This window comes from Methylococcus capsulatus, from assembly GCF_036864975.1.
Taxonomy (GTDB): domain Bacteria; phylum Pseudomonadota; class Gammaproteobacteria; order Methylococcales; family Methylococcaceae; genus Methylococcus.
The window spans coordinates 3038232-3055383 of the sequence record NZ_CP104311.1; the positions used below are offsets into that span (position 1 = coordinate 3038232).

Genomic DNA, 17152 nt, shown 5'->3' on the forward strand with positions numbered 1-17152 from the left:
CGGCGCGATAGAATCGGGGTTTCACCGCTTTCACGAGAACCAAGGCATGGCTGCGGCCCCGGACTCCTTTCCTTCGAACACAGACCCAGGCCCCCTCCGCCTGCGCGAGATTCCTTACAACTATACCTCGTTTTCCGACCGCGAGATCGTAATCCGTCTGCTCGGCGAGGACATGTGGCAGGTGCTGGAAGACCTGCGCACCGAACGCGTGACCGGCCGCTCGGCGCGCATGCTGTATGAAGTGCTCGGCGACATCTGGGCGGTGCAGCGTAATCCCTACCTGGAAGACGACCTGCTCGACAACAAAGGCCGCCGCCGGGCGCTGCTGGAAGCGCTGCGCCATCGCCTGCGCCAGATGGAGCAACGCTGTGCCGAGATCGAAGCCGGCCGGTCGGAACGAGCCGCCAGGGTCACGCTGCTGATCCAGGCGGCGCGCCAAGCGGTGGATGCCTTCGAGGCCCGCTTCGAGCACACCCGGGAACTGCGTCGCCGGGCGCTGACCCTGCTGTCTCGCCACACCCGCAAGGACAACATCTGCTTCGACGGCTATGCCCGCGTCACCCATGTCACCGACGCCACCGACTGGCGCGTGGAATATCCGTTCGTCGTGCTCTATCCTTGCAGCGAACAGGAAGTCGGTCATCTGGTGCGCGACTGCATCGAACTGGGCCTCACCATCATCCCCCGCGGCGGCGGCACCGGCTACACCGGCGGCGCGGTCCCTCTGACGCCGCGGTCCGCCGTCATCAACACCGAAAAGCTGGTGGAGCTGGGAGCGGTGGAGCGCGATACCCACCTGCCCGGCGTGGATCGGCCCTGTGCCACGGTTTTCACCGGCGCCGGCGTGGTGACGCGGCGGGTGATGGAGGCGGCGGAACAGGCCGGACTGGTGTTCGCCTGTGACCCGACTTCGGCGGACGCCTCCTGCATCGGGGGTAACATCGCCATGAACGCCGGCGGCAAGAAGGCGGTGCTGTGGGGCACGGCGCTGGACAACCTGGCTTCCTGGCGCATGGTCACGCCGGACGGCAATTGGCTGGAGGTCGAGCGGCTGAACCATAACCTCGGCAGGATCCATGACCAGGACGAGGTGAAATTCCGGCTCAGACGCTATGACGCCGACGGCCACATGCTCCTCGAGGTGGAAATCCTCACCCTTCCCGGCCACCGCTTCCGCAAGACCGGCCTAGGCAAGGACGTGACTGACAAGTTCCTCGGCGGCCTGCCCGGCGTCCAGAAAGAGGGATGCGATGGCATCATCACCTCGGCGCGCTGGATCCTGCACGAGATGCCGCCGTACACCCGCACCTTCTGCCTCGAATTCTTCGGCCAGGTACGTGAAGCCGTACCGGCCATCGTCGAAATCCAGGACTATCTCGGAAGCCTGCCCAAGACCAGCGGCGCCCGGGTCATGCTAGCCGGACTGGAGCATCTGGACGAGCGCTACGTCAAGGCCGTGGGCTACGCCACCAAGGCCCGCCGCCACGGCCGTCCGAAAATGGTACTGCTTGGAGACATCGTCGGCGATGACGATGACGCGGTGGCCCAGGCCGCCTCGCAGGTGGTGCGGTTATGCAATGCGCGGGGGGCGGAAGGCTTCGTCGCCGTCAGCCCGGAAGCCCGCCGCAAGTTCTGGCTGGACCGCGCCCGTACCGCGGCGATCTCCAAGCACACCAACGCCTTCAAGATCAACGAGGACGTGGTGATCCCCCTGCCGCGCATGGGCGACTACTGCGACGGCATCGAGCGTATCAACATCGAGCTGTCGCTGCGCAACAAGCTCAAGCTGTGCGATGCGCTGGCAGAATGCCTCGGCGGCGAACTGCCGCTGCGTGCCTACGAGGACGGAATCAACAAAACAGAACTGATCGGCGACCGCAGGGCGCTGGCGCTGGATGCCATAGCAGCGGTGCGCGAACGTTGGCAATGGCTGCTGGATCACCTGGACCTGCCATTGGAGCAGGCCGAAGGCCGGTTTGCCGATCTCGGCATCGAGGCCAGCGCGCTGACCAACTGCGCCGAACGGCCTACCCTGTTCCACCGGCTCCAGGACCATTCGGTGCGCGTCTCGTGGAAAAAGGAACTGTTGCCTCGCCTCAAGAGCATCTTCGAAGGCGACAGCTTCCGGCCGGTCGTCGAGCGGATCGAGGCGGTACACAAGGCCGTCCTGCGCGGCCGGGTCTTCGTCGCCCTGCACATGCACGCCGGCGATGGCAACGTCCACACCAACCTGCCGGTCAACTCCGACCACTACGAGATGCTGCAGGAGGCCAATGCCGCCGTCGTCCGCATCATGGCGCTGGCACGTTCGCTGGGTGGGGTGATCTCCGGCGAGCACGGCATCGGCATCACCAAGTACGAGTTCCTGACGCCCGAGGAAGTGGCACCGTTCCATGCCTACAAGGCCCGGATCGATCCCGAGGGCCGCTTCAACCAGGGCAAGCTGATGCCCGGGGCCGATCTCCGCGCTGCGTACACGCCGTCTTTCAGCCTCATGGGCTTCGAATCGCTCATCATGCAGCAGAGCGACATCGGCGCCATCGCCGATTCCGTGAAGGATTGCCTACGCTGCGGCAAATGCAAGCCAGTCTGCTCCACCCATGTGCCGCAAGCGAACCTGCCGTATTCGCCGCGCAACAAGATTCTCGCGACTTCGCTCCTGATCGAGGCCTTTCTGTACGAGGAGCAGACCCGCCGCGGCATTTCCATCACCCATTGGAAGGAATTCGAGGACGTGGCCGACCACTGCACCGTCTGCCACAAGTGCTACAACCCCTGCCCGGTCGACATCGATTTCGGCCAGGTGTCGATGAACATGCGCAACCTGCTGCGCAAGATGGGCAAGCAGAGCTTCAACCCGGCCAAGACCGCGGCCCTGGCCTTCCTCAACGTCACCCGCCCCAATGCGATCAAGGCCTTGCGCACCAGCATGATCGAATGGGGCTACCGCGGCCAGCGCTTGGGTCATTTCCTGCTCAGACCCTGGGGACAGGCCCAGACCCGCCGGCCGCCGGCCTCGCTAGGCAAACCGAAGGTCACCGAACAGGTGATCCACTTTATCAACAAGAAAATGCCGGGCCAGTTGCCCAGCAAGACCGCGCGCGCCCTGCTCGACATCGAGGACAACCAGGTCGTACCGGTGATCCGCGACCCGCGCAAGACCGCAGTGGATTCCGAAGCCGTGTTCTATTTCCCCGGCTGCGGCTCGGAACGGCTGTTCTCGCAGGTGGGGCTCGCCACCCAGGCGATGCTGTATGAGATCGGCGTACAGACCGTGCTGCCGCCCGGCTACCTGTGCTGCGGCTTCCCCCAGCGCGCCGCCGGCCAGTTCGACAAGGCCGAGAAGATCACCACCGACAACCGGGTGCTGTTCCACCGGGTCGCCAACACCCTCAACTACCTCGACATCAAGACCGTGGTCGTGAGCTGCGGCACCTGCCTGGACCAGCTCGCCTCCTACGAATTCGACCGCATCTTCCCCGGCAGCCGGGTGCTCGACATCCATGAATACCTGCTGGAGAAAGGCGTGAAACTCGAGGGCGTGAACGGCGCCCGCTACCTGTACCACGACCCCTGCCACAGCCCGATGAAGCAGCAGGACCCGCTCAAGACCGTCAACGCCCTGATCGCCACTGCCGACGGCAGCCGGATCGCCAAATCCGAGCGCTGCTGCGGCGAGTCCGGCACCCTCGCCATCGCCCGCCCCGACATCTCCACCCAGGTCCGCTTCCGCAAGGAGGCCGAATTGAAGGCCGATGCGGCCAGGGTAAGAGCAGACGGCTTCGACGGCCCGGTGAAGGTGCTGACCTCTTGCCCTTCCTGCCTGCAAGGTCTGCAACGCTACCGGGATGATGTCGACAAGCTCGACGCCGATTACATCGTGGTCGAGATCGCAAGGCATGTATTGGGACAGAATTGGATGAAGGATTATGTCGAGCGGGCGGTCAATGGGGGAGTTGAGCGCGTACTAGTATGAATCGTCCAAGATAACAATCATCCTGCCAACCAGACCAGAATTAATCACCATAACGTGCCAACATTGGCTATCGTTTGCAGGAATACTATTTATTCCGATGAATTTAAATCCTATATCTGCACTCCCAACAGAACGGAAGACAAGGCTCGAGTGGTTGTACGGCTGCCTGTTGGTAATAATATCTGCATATTTTTCGATCGGCACCTTTAGCGAGCTGTCTACGATAACCGCCTACCGCCACGACGACCTTTACTATCTAGACAACTACACATACCAGCTCAGGTCGGACGGGCGGTGGCTTAATTACCTATTTTTTGATTGGCTAAAAATAGTTCCAGGCTGGATGGCGACCCTGGCAATATGTTGCTCATTTGGTGTTTTCTGGGTTGTTGCCGCATACCAACAGAGTCGTGTTCCGTCGTACTCACTTCTGCTATCGTTATTATGTCTCCAAATATATCCGCTTTATTTGCAAATCTTATGGCCTGCGACATCGCTACCGGCATATTTGGTTCTGGTTCTCGCTGCGCTAATCGCCAGCCGTCTCGGCATATGGAAGTTCTATATGCTGTTCGGCGTGTTATGCTTTGGCACCCTCAGCAATATTTACTATATTCTGCCACTTCTTCACTTGAACCTTGCTAACGGAGGAGAGTCAAAGGACGACGTAAAGACCATCTTATTTAGAATAGTATCGGCATGGGGTTGCGGCTTTGCATTAGGCTATTTATCCATGCTGGCGATACTTTATTTGGCGACTGGCCAATTGGGGCTGGAACTAGCAGAATGGCGACAGCCGCATTTTGTACATAGCGCCAAAGATATCGCTGCAAACATAGACAGATCAGCCGCCTATTTCTTATCACATATCAGAATTATATTCTCTGACGATATACGAACCTACATTCTACTTGCCGCCATAGCCATTCAGTTTTTGCGGAACAAAAACAAGCGCCACAATATTATAGCTATCATTTCACTCGCCATCATCGCAGCACATTACGTCATAATTTTGCCAGCTGGGATAGTATACTCCACAAGGACTGCGATGGCGACATGGTCAGGAATAATTTGCTTGGCTTTCATGACATCCAGCCCGGAAGGAACAAAGTGGCTATGGCTATCTCCACTTGCCGTACTTCTGATATTTTCGTTCGCCAAACAGAACGAGTCCGCGTTGGCTTGGTACGCGACGATAACAAATTATTGGAAGACAGCGCTATTAGAATCAACACCTTTACCTCCGCACCAGTATAACGGCTTAGTATTTTTTAGTAATGACGAGGAAGTCGGAGCTTCTGTAGATATGATTTCTACCCGTTATGGCGTGCAGCAAGGCATGGGGTTTGAGCGCCTTAATCGTTCGAAAAGTTGGAAACCTGTAGCATTCGAAGCCGGCTTTGAGAAAGTTATCATATGCAATGATGTAAAATCTGACTATTGCATTGATGTGAGACGGAGGCATGAAGAAAACACTCGATGCGGCGACGGACTATATTGTTTCTATGGTGTGACGGAGGACGGATTCCTGATGGCGGGCCTTAACGTGAGCGGCTCCGTCAAGGAATATTCTCCACCACCAAATTGGTAACTTGGTGATACATTGGCCGTAGTTCGGCGCTTGACATATAAGTAGCTCGGCCCCTCATAAACGGGTCTCAACTTTCTGGTCGCATGATAGTACATACCCATTTTATAAACTCGCTGTAAACTCAACCGGTTTGCCGTTCGATCGAATGATATTACATTGAGGACAAAACGACATGGTTTTGCCTCACAAGTTTGCGCTGTTTTGGCTCGCTGCGAGTATGCTTGCAATCGGAGCTTTCCCCATGGCCCCTGGCAAGAATTCAATCTCCGATCTGGAAACCGCCGTTTGCGGCTTCGTGCGGGAACCCCTGGCGTTCTGGCAGTTCCGGCGGGCGGCCGGAGCGCCGGACGCCAGCCGCGTCCGGTCGATCCGCGGCATCGACCGGCTGTCGTTCAGCACAGGCGACGGCCGCGTGCTGGGCGGCTACCGTCTGAGCGCCAGCCATCCCAGAGCCTATCTGCTGGTGGCGCAGGGCAATGCCATGCGGGCCGATCAGATCATGGGCGCGCTTGCGTTTTTCCGCGACTTGAGACTCCATGTTTACGTTTACGATTACCGCGGGTACTGCCTTTCCGAAGGAAAGAGTCGGCTCAAGGCCATCGTGTCCGATTACCGCGAGATCGTCGCGGCGCTGAATGCCAAGGGCTATGCCCACCGCTACCTGTACGGCATATCCATAGGCGGGGTGGTCCTGGCCAATGCCGTCGGCGCGGGCGGGGAATACGATGCGCTGGTGGTGGACTCCTCTCCAAGCCGGATTTCCCGCCTGGGCTGCCCGGAGGATTACGATCCGGTGCGCAAGCTCCCGCAGGACGGATCGAAGCTCATGCTCATCGTCGGCCTGCGCGATCGCGTCATGATGCCCTGGGAAATCGATGAACTGGCCAGACTGGTGCAAGAGCGCGGCGGCCTCGTCGTAAAGTCCCCCGAATTCTCCCATCCATTGCAGGATATCGATCCGGCGATTCGCCGGCGCCGCTTTCAAACGGTCGCCGATTTTCTGGCGCGATGAATCCGCTCGCCCGGCTGCTGCTTTGCCTGTTGTCGCTGTGCTCCGCCTGCATGGGACCCAGCCCGGCAAACCCGGTTCCCGCGCAAGGCGAGCCCTACGCCTCGGTCTACGTAGTCAACCAGGGCAAGCATGCCGGCCTCATCCTGCGCAGAGCCGACATTCCACCCGGATTCATCCCTGAAAGCTCTGATTTCCCCGAGGCCGACTACCTGGAGCTGGGCTGGGGCGACTGGGACTATTACCAGTCCGGCGATCCCGGCCTGTGGCTGACCCTGAAAGCGGCCTTCTGGCCTACGGCCAGCGTGCTGCACGTGGCCAGCATCGAGGGGGACATCGCGGCGCGTTACGCCGGTTACGAATGGATACGGCTGGACCTGGCGCCGCAGCCGTTTGCCGGATTGGCCGGCTATGTCGACCGCAGCTTCGCCAGGCACGGAGCGGCGAGAGCGCCGCCCGTCGGGCCGGGACATTACGGTGGCAGCCGGTTCTACCCGGCGAACGGCAAATTCCACATTTTCCACACCTGCAATGGCTGGCTGGCCGGCGCGCTGGCCGCGGGGGGTTATCCGATGAGCTGGTTCGAACCGATCACGGCGGACCAGTTGATGGCTACGATCAGGCCATTCGCGGCATCTCCTCCGGGAGCGTCACTACCTTGAGACGGCATTCCGCTGCTAGCCGCCGCGCACGACACAACAGGGATTCACCGCTTGCGCCAGCGGCGGCCTGACCATTTTTCCATTCCGACCACGGCATAGATCGTAAAACTCACGGCCAGCACCCGGCTCCACGCGACAGCTCCGATGGGCGCGCTGGCAAACGCCAGGTTCATCGGCGGCCAGTAGGTGAAGAGAAGCTGCAAAGCCGTCATCGCGAGCACGCCGAAAAGCAGCCGCGGATTGGAAAACACCCCCACGTGGAACATCGAGTATTCCAGCGACCGGCAGTTGAACAGGTAAAACATCTCGCCGAACACGAATACGGCGGTGGCGGTGGTGCGCGCATTCTCCAGGCTTTCTCCCCGTTCCAGCGCCCATTCGAACAGGCCGAATGCCCCCGCCAGCAGCGAAAATCCCACCAGGAATATTCTAAAAATCAAGGCACGCGTCAGAATCGGCTGTCGCGGGTCGCGCGGATGGCGCTGCATGATGCCGGGCTCCTTGGGTTCGAAGGCCAGCATCAGGCCGAGCAGCACCGCCGTGCTCATGTTGATCCAAAGTATCTGCACCGGCAGAACGGGCAATTCGACCCCGCCGAACACCGCCACCGTGATCACCAGACCCTCGCCGACATTGGTAGGCAAGGTCCAAATGATGAACTTCATCAGATTGTCGAAAACCCCGCGCCCCTCCTCCACCGCTGCCTCGATGGTGGCGAAGTTGTCATCGGTCAGCACCATCGCAGCGGCCTCCTTAGCGACCTCAGTGCCGGCCCTGCCCATGGCCACACCGATGTCCGCCTGCCGCAAGGCCGGAGCGTCGTTGACGCCATCGCCGGTCATGGCCACCACATTTCCCCTTTCCTGCAGAGCCCGCACCAGCTTGAGTTTCTGTTCCGGCGCGACGCGGGCGTAGATGTCGCAGTGTTCTACCATGCGCCGGTAAGACTCGTCGTCGAGCTCCCTCAGTTCCGCCCCTGTGAGCACCCGCCCCCGCGGGACGATGCCAAACAGACGGTGCAATCTTTCCGCCCTCACCAGACCGAGCTGGCGCGCAATGGCGCTTGCCGTAGCCGGGTGGTCGCCGGTGATCATTTTGACCCGAATCCCCGCCCGCTGACAGGCAGCGATCGCCTCCACCGCTTCCGGCCGGGGCGGGTCGATCATGCCTTGCAGGCCGAGGAAGGTCAGACCGCCCTGCAGCTTATGGTGCACCACCCTGTCTTCGTCCACGAACCGGTCTCCCCGGGCGAAGGCCAGGACGCGCAGCCCTTGCGCGGCCATTGCTTCCACTTGGGTATGAATGGCGGCCGTGTCCAGGGGGATGGTCCCCAGGTTGCGGTCGAATGCGGCGTCGCAACGTCTCAGGATGCTTTCCGCCGAACCCTTCAGATAGACGTGACGGGCGTCTTCCGCCCGGTTGTGATGCAGGGTCGCCATGAACTGGCGCTCAGACTCGAAAGGCAGGGTATCCAGCCTCGGGTGGGATTCGCTGGCATGAAGCTCATGCAATCCGGCCTTGCGCGCTGAAACCAACAGCGCCCCTTCGGTGGGGTCACCCTCGACATTCCACCCTTCGGCACTTTCGATCAGGTGGGCATCGTTGCACAGCAGCCCGGCCCTAAGACATTCCATCAAAGCCCCATGGCGGCATGGGTCGATCGCCGTCCCCGCCTGCCGGAACCCGCCCTCCGGCACATATCCGCTGCCGGTGACTTCGAAACGCTCGCCACCGGCGTATACCGCTACGACTGTCATCTGGTTCTGGGTCAGAGTTCCGGTCTTGTCCGAACAGATCACTGTGGTACTGCCTAAGGTTTCCACGGCGGGCAGTTTGCGAATGATGGCGTTGCGCTTCGCCATTCGGGACACGCCGATAGCCAGGGTGATGGTCAGAGCGGCCGGCAAGCCCTCGGGAATCGCGCCCACGGCCAGAGCCACCGAGGCCATGAACATATCGAGCGCCGATTTGCCCCGCAGCCAACCGACCAGGAATGTGGCCGACGCGAAGCCGAGAATGACCCACATCAAGCGTTCGCTGAAATGGGAAATCTTTTGCATCAACGGCGTTTCGAGGGTCTGAGCCGTTGCGATCATCTGGTTGATCCGGCCAATTTCCGTGCGGTCGCCGGTTTCCACCACCACGGCGAGACCGCTGCCGTAGGTCACCAGGGTGGTGGAATAGGCCATGTTGGCGCGGTCTGCCAGGACGGTGGCCGCCGGAAGGACCGCAGTCCGCTTCTCGACCGGGACGGATTCCCCGGTCAGGGCGGACTCGTCGATTTGCAGCTCTCGCACACGCATCAGGCGGACATCGGCGGGCACCTTGTCCCCTGAATGCAAGGTGACGATATCCCCCGGCACCAGTTCCGTCGCCGGAACGATGCGCTTCATCCCGCCGCGGATGACGGTGGCGTCGACGCTCAGATTGCGCGCGAGGGCGTCGATGGCTTTCAGGGCATTGGCTTCCTGGAGGAAGCCCATCACCGCGTTGACTGCGACGACACCGAAGATGACGCCGGAATCCACCCATTCCTGCAACGATGCCGTCACCGCCCCGGCCGCCAGGAGGATATAAACCAAGGGCTGGTGGAACTGCGACAGGAAAAGCAGCCAGGCCGGCTTGCCTTTCTTCGGGGCCAGACGGTTAGGGCCGTAACGTTCGAGCCGCCTTGCGGCCTCTTCTTCGGTCAGACCGTGCACCAGATGGGTCTCGAGCCGCTCCAGAGCTTGCGCCGTCTCCATGGCGTGCCAATTAGCGGAGAGAATCCGGTCCGAAGAGGTGGGAACCTTGGCTGACTTCATGCTGCGATCCTCCCGGACGGTCGCGGATCAGGGCCCGAATGCAGAAACTGGCGAGCCCCGGCCGCTGTCAGAACATGGCGGCATTGAGCAGGAAGTGCGCCCCGATGCCCGCCAGATAACCCAGAACGATGGCCGGCGCCCATTTCAGATGAGTGACGAAGGTATAGACACCCTTCGCCTGCCCCATCAGGGCCACGCCCGCCGCGGAGCCCACGGAAAGCAGGCTGCCGCCGACACCCGCGGTGAGTGTCACCAATAGCCACTGGCCCGTGGACATCTCCGGATGCATCGAGAGGATCGCGAACATCACCGGGATATTGTCGACCAGCGCGGAAATGACGCCGACGAGCGTATTCGCCGAAGTCGCGCCGAGCTCTCCGTACAGGAAATCGGACAGGTGATGGAGATAACCGATGAAATTCAGCCCCCCCACACACAGAACCACGCCGTAGAAAAACAGCAAGGTATCCCACTCCATGCGGGCGAGGTGATGGAAGACGTCGAAGCGGAACGTGCTTTCCGGCTCCTCCTCCGTCACCGCCTCGCCCGCCATCGGATCGATCCCGACTGCCGGTTCGTCGCGATGGGTCAGGTGGAGGAAATAACCGAACAACTGCAGGTAGGTCAGCCCTGCCATCATGCCAACCGCCGCCGGCAGTTGCAGTCCATTCTGAAATCCGACGGCGGTCAACACGGTCAGCAGGAACAGCAGGACGATCCGCTTGGCGCCGCGGCGCAGGGTGATCTTGGACAGGATCGGGGCGGGACGCCCTTTCGGCACGGCGAGACACATCAACCCGGCAGGAATGACGAAATTCACCACCGACGGGATGAACAGCTTGAAGAAGGTCCAAAACTCGACGATGCCTTTCTGCCACACCATCAGAGTGGTGATGTCGCCGAACGGACAGAAAGCGCCACCGGCATTCGCCGCCACGACCGTGTTGACACAGGAAAGACCCACGAACCTCGGATTTTCTTTGCCCACCGCCATGACCACTGCGCACATCAGCATGGCCGTGGTCATGTTGTTGGAGACGGAGGAAATCAAGAAGGCCAGTATGCCCGTCACCCAAAACAGCTGACGGTAGCTAAAGCCCCGGTTGACCAACCAGGACCTGAGGCTATCGAACACCCGCCGCTCTTCCATGGCATTGATATAGGCGATGGAAACGATCAGGAACAACAGCAGTTCGCCGTAATCCAGCACGTCGTGGCGTATGGCCGCTTCGGCCACCTCGGACATGCCCTCGTCTTTGTAAACGACAGCGATGGCCACCCAGATCAGCGCCGCGGCCAGCATCATGGGCTTGGACTTGCGTAATTCCAATACCTCCTCGAGCACTACGAAGACATAGGCGACGCCGAACAGCGCCAACGCCAGATAGCCGACGAAATGGCCGCTCAGGTCCAGCTGGCGGGACAGGCCGGGCGCAGCCGATGCCGCCAGCGGCATCACGCCCAGCCCCGCCGCGGCCAGGGCTTGAAACGGAAGCATCCTCGATGAATTCATGCAGTCTCCACTCGCGGCGACATACCGCGCAAAAACCACGTATGTTAGTCAATTTTCAAGCAGAAAATACCGGCGGTAGATATCTTTGAGCAAGATCGGTGCGAGCAGTGTCGTGCACGTGATGACGATGATCAAAGCGGCATAGGTTTGGTTGTCCAGGATGCCCGAGGTGCGCCCGAGTTCCGCGAAGATCAGGCCGACCTCGCCGCGAGGAATCATGGCGATGCCTATGGCGAAGCGCTCCCTCCATGGTCCCTTGAGCAGCAGGGCGCCCAGAAGCTTCCCCGATATCGCCGCGGCGAACAAGCTGAGGGACAGCGACCAGATGAACGGCGACCTCCAATCCACCGCGCGAAGGTTCAGCGACAGGCCGACCATGACGAAGAAGATCGGCACGAACAGATGGATGACAGGCCGCATCTGATTCTCGATCCGGCCGGCGAAATCCGGATCGCGATGCAAGACCAGGCCGAAGGGAAGGAAGAAGCGCCGCGACAGGGCCAGCCCCGCGGCGAAACCGCCCAGGAGCTCCGGAGCTCCCATGGCATGCGCCAGCCTGGCGAAGAACAGGACCAGTGACACGATCAGCGTCGGGATCAGACCGTCGGTCCGGCTGACCCGGGCGAACTGGCGGATCGCCAGCGAAATCAGCCTGGCGAACAGGGGCGCCAGCAGAAAGAACACGCCGATGAATCCCATGACCCGCAGCGCGTTGGCCGGATCGACAGTGCCTGTAAGCGAGAACTCGTAGAGCAGCGCCAGCAGGATCACGCCCAGAATGTCGTCGATCACGGCCGCGCCCAGTACCACCTGGGCCTCCCTGCCATGCCGGCGCTGCAGGTCGGTCAGCACCCGGACGGTGATGCCGATGCTGGTCGCCGTCAACGTACCGCCGACGAAAAGCGCCTCCAACGGGCTGAAACCGAACGCGAGGTAGCCCACGGCGGTGCCGAAGGCGAAAGGAAGGACGAAGCCGCTGACCGCGACGAACAAGGCACGCCCTCCAGTCCTGGCGAGCTGCCGGATGTCGGTTTCCAGCCCGACTTCGAACAGCAGCAGGATGATGCCGATCTCCGCCAGAAGCCTGATCACCTCACTGGGTTCCAGCCACCCGAGGAGACTGGGGCCAAGCAGCACCCCGGCCAGGAGTTCACCCACCACCGGCGGACTGTTCAGGCGCGCGAACAGCTCGGCAAACAGGCGAGCGGTCAGGAGGATGACCATCAATTGGAAAAAGAACTGATGTACCGCTTCGTTCGCCATGAACGCCTCCTCATATTCGCTCCCGGCACCCACGGCTCTCGCGGCGCCGGCGAAGCGTGCCGCCCCGACATTACAGGGAATCGGCCAACCTGCAAACCGCGACGGCCGGATCTGGCCGGGATGGCGGAACCGGGGCGGCGTTGGAAGCCTTCGGGCAGGGGCGTCCACTGATAAAGCCAGGTCTCCGTCAAAGCGCCGAAACCGTCACGCAGGAAACAGCGCAAATCGAACGCATGGAGAGGAAGGAATGCCGAGCGAATCGACGGACGCACCGTATTTGAAAAAATCGCGGCTGTACGCCACGGGTACGGCGACACCGTGGACGACTTCGTGGATTTGCACCGGATGCGTGAAGAACAGCCCAAGGTGAAATATCTGCACCTGAAACGGCCGGCCCTTCGGTCCCCAGAGCGAGTGCTCTTTCCTGAATCGGATCGATTGATACGCGTCCCAATCCAGCCCGGCCAGCCAATCCGGCATGTCGTCTGCGCGACCTTGATAGGGCCCTCGCGACAGACGCCTGGCCTCCTCCCTGAGCCAAGCCTTGCTGAACGGCAGGGTCATCGACGCGCCGCTCGCCGGCCTCAGCCAGCCAGAACCGAGGATGCCCAACGTCCCCCTGCGGCGAGCAAGTGTTCCAGCCATTCCCTTCTCGTCATCGCGTGCCTCCCGATAGGTCCCGGCCGCAAGCGGCCGGCAAACCATGCGAACTCCCCCTCAGATTCCGTCCTGCCACACGATCCGTTCTTCTCCGTTCGACTGGTAAACGAGCTCGCCGGGCTGCCCTGCGCTGGCAACCAGCGGTACCCTCGTCGAATCCTCACTATTGGTAAAGGAAATCAGCAAAGGCGATGCCGCCAGGAAAACCAAAGCCACCTGACCGGCCCAGACGTTCCGCCAGGCGGACCCCCTCGGGCGCGGCTGGAACCGGACCGGGGCCGGCCCGGCGGCCACGGCCTTCCAGGGTTTGGAATCCAGCCACTCCAGTACGCCGGCCACGCCGAGCATCAATCCCAAGCCGGCGAGGTTCACCCAGGCGATATCGAACGCTTCCCGCCCCCTCCAGTCGAGCGCCATCCCCGCGAGGTAGGAGAGCGCCATGGAAAATAGGAACACCGGCAGCGACTGCCGGCCCATTCGCGCGATCCAGCGCGGCAGGGACCATTCCAGCCAATGGGGTCTCCAGGACACAAAGCGGTTCATCAAATAGGCCAGCGCCAGGAAATGCATAACACGCAGCAATCCCAGATGGCTCTTGTCCACCCAGGGCTCCAGGTGGGCGCGCACGGCGCCCAGGAAGGCGACGCTTTGATAGGTCGGCTCATGGCCGAGCGGAATGGAAACCAGCACGAAGGCCAGGCACAGCGTGGTCAGTCGGCGGCCGGCGCGCGGCACCGGAAGCCATCCGGCGCCGAGCCCGAAGCCAGTGAAAAACAGCAATTGCCAGGTAAAAGGATTGAAGAACCAGGGGCGGTCGCCGGCAGGCTCTGCCGGCAGCTCCCACCCGAAGTGCCAGGCGCCCAGGTACACGAGCAGGGAAACACCCAGCGCCACGGCGGCATGGATCCTCGACAGACTCCAGACCAGAGGTACCCAGAGCAGGATCACGAAGTACATCGGCAGGATGTCGAAGAAATTGGGAACGTAGCGGAGACTGAACAGTGCGGCGATCGCGTCGGGCGTGCTCTCGAAAAAATACCGCAGGTACAGGCGATGGATGTAATCCTCCCCGCCCAACCACCGATTGCCGAATACACAGATCGCGGCCAGGGCGAAAAACAGCGCGAGATGTGAGAGGTAAATCTGACCGCAGCGGTGAAGGATGCGCAGCGTTCCGAGCCACATTCCCGCCCGCTCGAAACATCGCCCGTAGGCCAGGGCGGCGGCGAATCCGGAGAGAAAGACAAAGATTTCCGCGGCGTCGCTGAATCCGAACCGGGACGGGGTATAAAAATACAGGGGGTTGAACGGAATGTGGTTGACGAAAATGATCATCAGCGCCACGCCCCGGAAAAAATCGAGCCGGACGTTGCGCGAAGGCGCGGTGGAATTCGACGTTTCCATGATTGATCCCATCTGGCGTCACCCCGCCGGGCCGCGGCTTGTGATGGCGCGGATTGCCGGCTCGAACCGATATCGTGCAGACTTTGGCGCTTCTGACGCATCGCCCTACGCGGCGCCAAGCTCGTCGTTAACTGTTGAAGTTTAGAGAAGAAAGCTTTCATGAACCTTTCATGCCGTGGGGACGACCGATGAGGATTCTGCTCGTCGAGGACGATGAAACCCTGGCCGACGGCCTCTCGCGCAGCCTGGCCGAGGACGGTTTCGACCTCACCGTTGCCGCGACGGGAACCTATGCCGACAGCGCCCTGCGTACCCACGATTACGATCTGATCATTCTGGACCTCGGCCTCCCGGACATCGACGGAACAGAAGTCCTCAGACTGCTGCGGGCCAGGAAGTCGCCGGTGCCGGTCCTCATCCTGACAGCCCGGGACAGACTGGACGACCGGATCGGCGGTCTGGAGCTGGGCGCCGACGATTACATGACCAAGCCTTTCGATCTGCGGGAGCTCGAAGCGCGGGTGCGGGCCCTGATCCGGCGCAGCCATGGCGGCTTCGGTCACGACGTCGTGTGCGGCCCCCTCGTTCTCAGAACGCTCGACCGCCAGGTCCATGTGAATGGTGAACCGCTGCTGCTGCCTTCCCGCGAATATGGCGTGCTGGAGGCTCTGCTGCTGCAGGCGGGCCGGGTGGTCAGCAAGGACCGGATCGCCCTGCGTCTGGCGAGCGGCGGCGACGAGCTGGCAGACAACGCCATCGAAGTCTATGTGCACCGCCTGCGCCGCCGCCTCGACGATCTCGGCATTCGCATCAGGACGGTGCGCGGCCTCGGCTACCTGCTGGAGCGGCCTGCCGATGAATAAGCCGCGCAGCCTGCGGACCCAGCTGCTGCTGCGGCTGACCTTGCCACTGGCTTTCGTCGTGATGCTCGACGCGGCGGTGTCCTATTTCGTCGCCCTGCACTACGCGGACAGAGCCTACGACCGCTGGCTGCTGGATTCCGCCCGATCGCTCGCCCAGCAGGTCAAGGGACAGAAGGACAAAATCACTTTCGAGCTTCCTCCCATCGCAGTCGAAATGTTCCGCTGGGACGACATGGACAAGACCTTTTTCAAGGTCGAGTCGCTCGGCGGAGGATTCATGGCGGGTGACAAAGCCCTATCCAGCCCCTCGATACCGCCGGAGGAGCGGGACCGTCCCTATTTTTCCAACGGCGAAATCGGGGGCAAACCGATCCGGATCGTGTCGGTGCTGACAGCTCCCACGGCGGCATCCGGGGAAGTGCTGGTTTCCGTGGCGGAGACGCTGAACAAACGCCGCGGCATGATGAGCGAGATTCTCTTCGCGGTGGTGCTGCCCCAAATCCTGCTGGTGCTGGTCACCGGCCTTCACATCTGGACTGGCGTCAACCGAGGGCTCCAGCCGCTGCGCAACCTGGCACGCATCATCGCCGGCCGGTCCGCCCGGGACCTCGACCCCATCCCGGATACCGATGTTCCACTCGAGGTGCGCTCCCTCACTCACACCATCAACGAACTCCTGCAACGCCTGGCAGCGTCGATGGCGACCCAGCGGCGTTTCATCGAAAACGCCGCGCACCAGCTTCGCACCCCTTTGGCCGGCCTCAAGATCCAGGCAGAGCGGGCATTGCGCGCGCAAGACCCGGAAACGATGAGGCCAGCACTGAGCCACATCAAAAACTCCGCCGACCGGGTCGCCCATCTGAGCGATCAACTGCTGGTACTGGCCCGTTCCGAGGCCACGGCGCAGGATCGCCAAAACTTCGCCGCGGTGAACCTGGGCACGCTGGTACGGGACTGCTGCATGGACTGGGCACCCAAGGCGCTGGAGCGGGACATGGAACTGGAACTCCGAGCGCCGGAGGAGCCCATCTTCATCGGCGGCAACGCGGATTTGCTACGCGAACTCCTCAACAACCTGCTGGACAATGCCCTCCGCTACGGCAGGGCCGGCGGTCAGATCGCCGTGAAACTCGACGGCCCGCCCCGGACGGCTTTGATCGTCGACGACGATGGTCCCGGTATCGAACCGGCTGAAGCAGGCAAGGTCTTCGAACGGTTTTACCGCGTCCCCGGCAGCCCCGGCGACGGATGTGGCCTGGGTCTGGCGATCGTCAAGGAAATCGCCGACCTGCACGGTGCCCGACTGCACGTTTCCCACTCGTGTTTCGACAGCGGCACACGCATCGAAGTCGCTTTCGGGCGGCAACCGGTGGAAGGTCTGGACCGCCGCTGAAAGGTATCTGAAAG

The 17152-nt window shown here is 61.6% G+C and carries 11 protein-coding genes; 6 read left to right on the plus strand and 5 right to left on the minus strand.

The window, feature by feature from the left end; genetic code table 11:
• Nucleotides 1-46: 46 nt before the first annotated feature.
• The 4 genes from N4J17_RS14770 to N4J17_RS14785 all read left to right on the plus strand — a co-directional run bounded on the left by N4J17_RS14770 (nucleotide 47) and on the right by N4J17_RS14785 (nucleotide 7238).
• Complete coding sequence (locus tag N4J17_RS14770) at nucleotides 47-3976, plus strand: DUF3683 domain-containing protein (RefSeq protein ID WP_198322591.1); 3930 nt, start codon at nucleotides 47-49, stop codon at nucleotides 3974-3976.
• Nucleotides 3977-4541: 565 nt separating this feature from the next.
• On the plus strand, nucleotides 4542-5567 hold the full coding sequence (locus N4J17_RS14775) for a hypothetical protein (protein ID WP_198322590.1): 1026 nt from the start codon (nucleotides 4542-4544) through the stop codon (nucleotides 5565-5567).
• Nucleotides 5568-5808: 241 nt separating this feature from the next.
• Nucleotides 5809-6579, plus strand: a complete 771-nt coding sequence (locus N4J17_RS14780) for an alpha/beta hydrolase (protein WP_198322589.1) — start codon at nucleotides 5809-5811, stop codon at nucleotides 6577-6579.
• Nucleotides 6576-7238 carry a DUF2459 domain-containing protein gene (locus tag N4J17_RS14785; RefSeq protein WP_198322588.1) on the plus strand — a complete coding sequence of 221 codons (663 nt, stop codon included), beginning with the start codon at nucleotides 6576-6578 and terminating at the stop codon, nucleotides 7236-7238. Before N4J17_RS14780 ends, N4J17_RS14785 begins: the two co-directional genes overlap by 4 nt.
• Before the next feature lie 44 nt (nucleotides 7239-7282).
• Here N4J17_RS14785 and N4J17_RS14790 read toward each other — a convergent pair whose 3' ends face one another.
• From N4J17_RS14790 to N4J17_RS14810, 5 genes are all read right to left on the minus strand, one after another.
• Nucleotides 7283-10042 (minus strand): cation-transporting P-type ATPase, encoded by a 2760-nt coding sequence (locus tag N4J17_RS14790; protein ID WP_198322587.1) that lies wholly within the window; start codon nucleotides 10040-10042, stop codon nucleotides 7283-7285.
• Between the two features lie 67 nt (nucleotides 10043-10109).
• On the minus strand, nucleotides 10110-11555 hold the full coding sequence (nhaD, locus tag N4J17_RS14795; protein WP_198322586.1) for a sodium:proton antiporter NhaD: 1446 nt from the start codon (nucleotides 11553-11555) through the stop codon (nucleotides 10110-10112).
• A 48-nt stretch (nucleotides 11556-11603) separates the two neighbouring features.
• Nucleotides 11604-12818 (minus strand): cation:proton antiporter, encoded by a 1215-nt coding sequence (locus N4J17_RS14800; RefSeq protein ID WP_198322585.1) that lies wholly within the window; start codon nucleotides 12816-12818, stop codon nucleotides 11604-11606.
• A gap of 204 nt (nucleotides 12819-13022) precedes the next feature.
• Nucleotides 13023-13463, minus strand: coding sequence for a glucan biosynthesis protein (locus tag N4J17_RS14805; RefSeq protein ID WP_198322584.1), 441 nt, complete (start codon nucleotides 13461-13463; stop codon nucleotides 13023-13025).
• A gap of 72 nt (nucleotides 13464-13535) precedes the next feature.
• Nucleotides 13536-14882 carry an OpgC family protein gene (locus tag N4J17_RS14810; RefSeq protein ID WP_198322583.1) on the minus strand — a complete coding sequence of 449 codons (1347 nt, stop codon included), beginning with the start codon at nucleotides 14880-14882 and terminating at the stop codon, nucleotides 13536-13538.
• A 188-nt stretch (nucleotides 14883-15070) separates the two neighbouring features.
• On the opposite strand from N4J17_RS14810, the gene N4J17_RS14815 reads away from it, so the two are divergent.
• Both N4J17_RS14815 and N4J17_RS14820 read left to right on the plus strand, forming a co-directional pair.
• On the plus strand, nucleotides 15071-15745 hold the full coding sequence (locus tag N4J17_RS14815) for a response regulator (protein WP_198322582.1): 675 nt from the start codon (nucleotides 15071-15073) through the stop codon (nucleotides 15743-15745).
• A complete protein-coding gene (locus tag N4J17_RS14820; RefSeq protein ID WP_198322581.1) occupies nucleotides 15738-17138 on the plus strand; it encodes a sensor histidine kinase in 1401 nt (466 codons plus the stop codon). The genes N4J17_RS14815 and N4J17_RS14820 overlap by 8 nt, the downstream gene beginning before the upstream one ends.
• The last annotated feature ends 14 nt before the right edge of the window (nucleotides 17139-17152 follow it).

Bases quoted from the DNA above. Each gene is read 5' to 3' on its own strand.
- N4J17_RS14790 (WP_198322587.1), bottom strand. From the start codon at position 10,042: ATGAAGTCAGCCAAGGTTCCCACCTCTTCGGACCGGATTCTCTCCGCT.
- N4J17_RS14810 (WP_198322583.1), bottom strand. From the start codon at position 14,882: ATGGAAACGTCGAATTCCACCGCGCCTTCGCGCAACGTCCGGCTCGAT.
- nhaD (WP_198322586.1), bottom strand. From the start codon at position 11,555: ATGAATTCATCGAGGATGCTTCCGTTTCAAGCCCTGGCCGCGGCGGGG.
- N4J17_RS14800 (WP_198322585.1), bottom strand. From the start codon at position 12,818: ATGGCGAACGAAGCGGTACATCAGTTCTTTTTCCAATTGATGGTCATC.
- N4J17_RS14775 (WP_198322590.1), top strand. From the start codon at position 4,542: ATGCTGTTCGGCGTGTTATGCTTTGGCACCCTCAGCAATATTTACTAT.
- N4J17_RS14820 (WP_198322581.1), top strand. From the start codon at position 15,738: ATGAATAAGCCGCGCAGCCTGCGGACCCAGCTGCTGCTGCGGCTGACC.
- N4J17_RS14770 (WP_198322591.1), top strand. From the start codon at position 47: ATGGCTGCGGCCCCGGACTCCTTTCCTTCGAACACAGACCCAGGCCCC.
- N4J17_RS14780 (WP_198322589.1), top strand. From the start codon at position 5,809: ATGGCCCCTGGCAAGAATTCAATCTCCGATCTGGAAACCGCCGTTTGC.
- N4J17_RS14805 (WP_198322584.1), bottom strand. From the start codon at position 13,463: ATGGCTGGAACACTTGCTCGCCGCAGGGGGACGTTGGGCATCCTCGGT.
- N4J17_RS14815 (WP_198322582.1), top strand. From the start codon at position 15,071: ATGAGGATTCTGCTCGTCGAGGACGATGAAACCCTGGCCGACGGCCTC.
- N4J17_RS14785 (WP_198322588.1), top strand. From the start codon at position 6,576: ATGAATCCGCTCGCCCGGCTGCTGCTTTGCCTGTTGTCGCTGTGCTCC.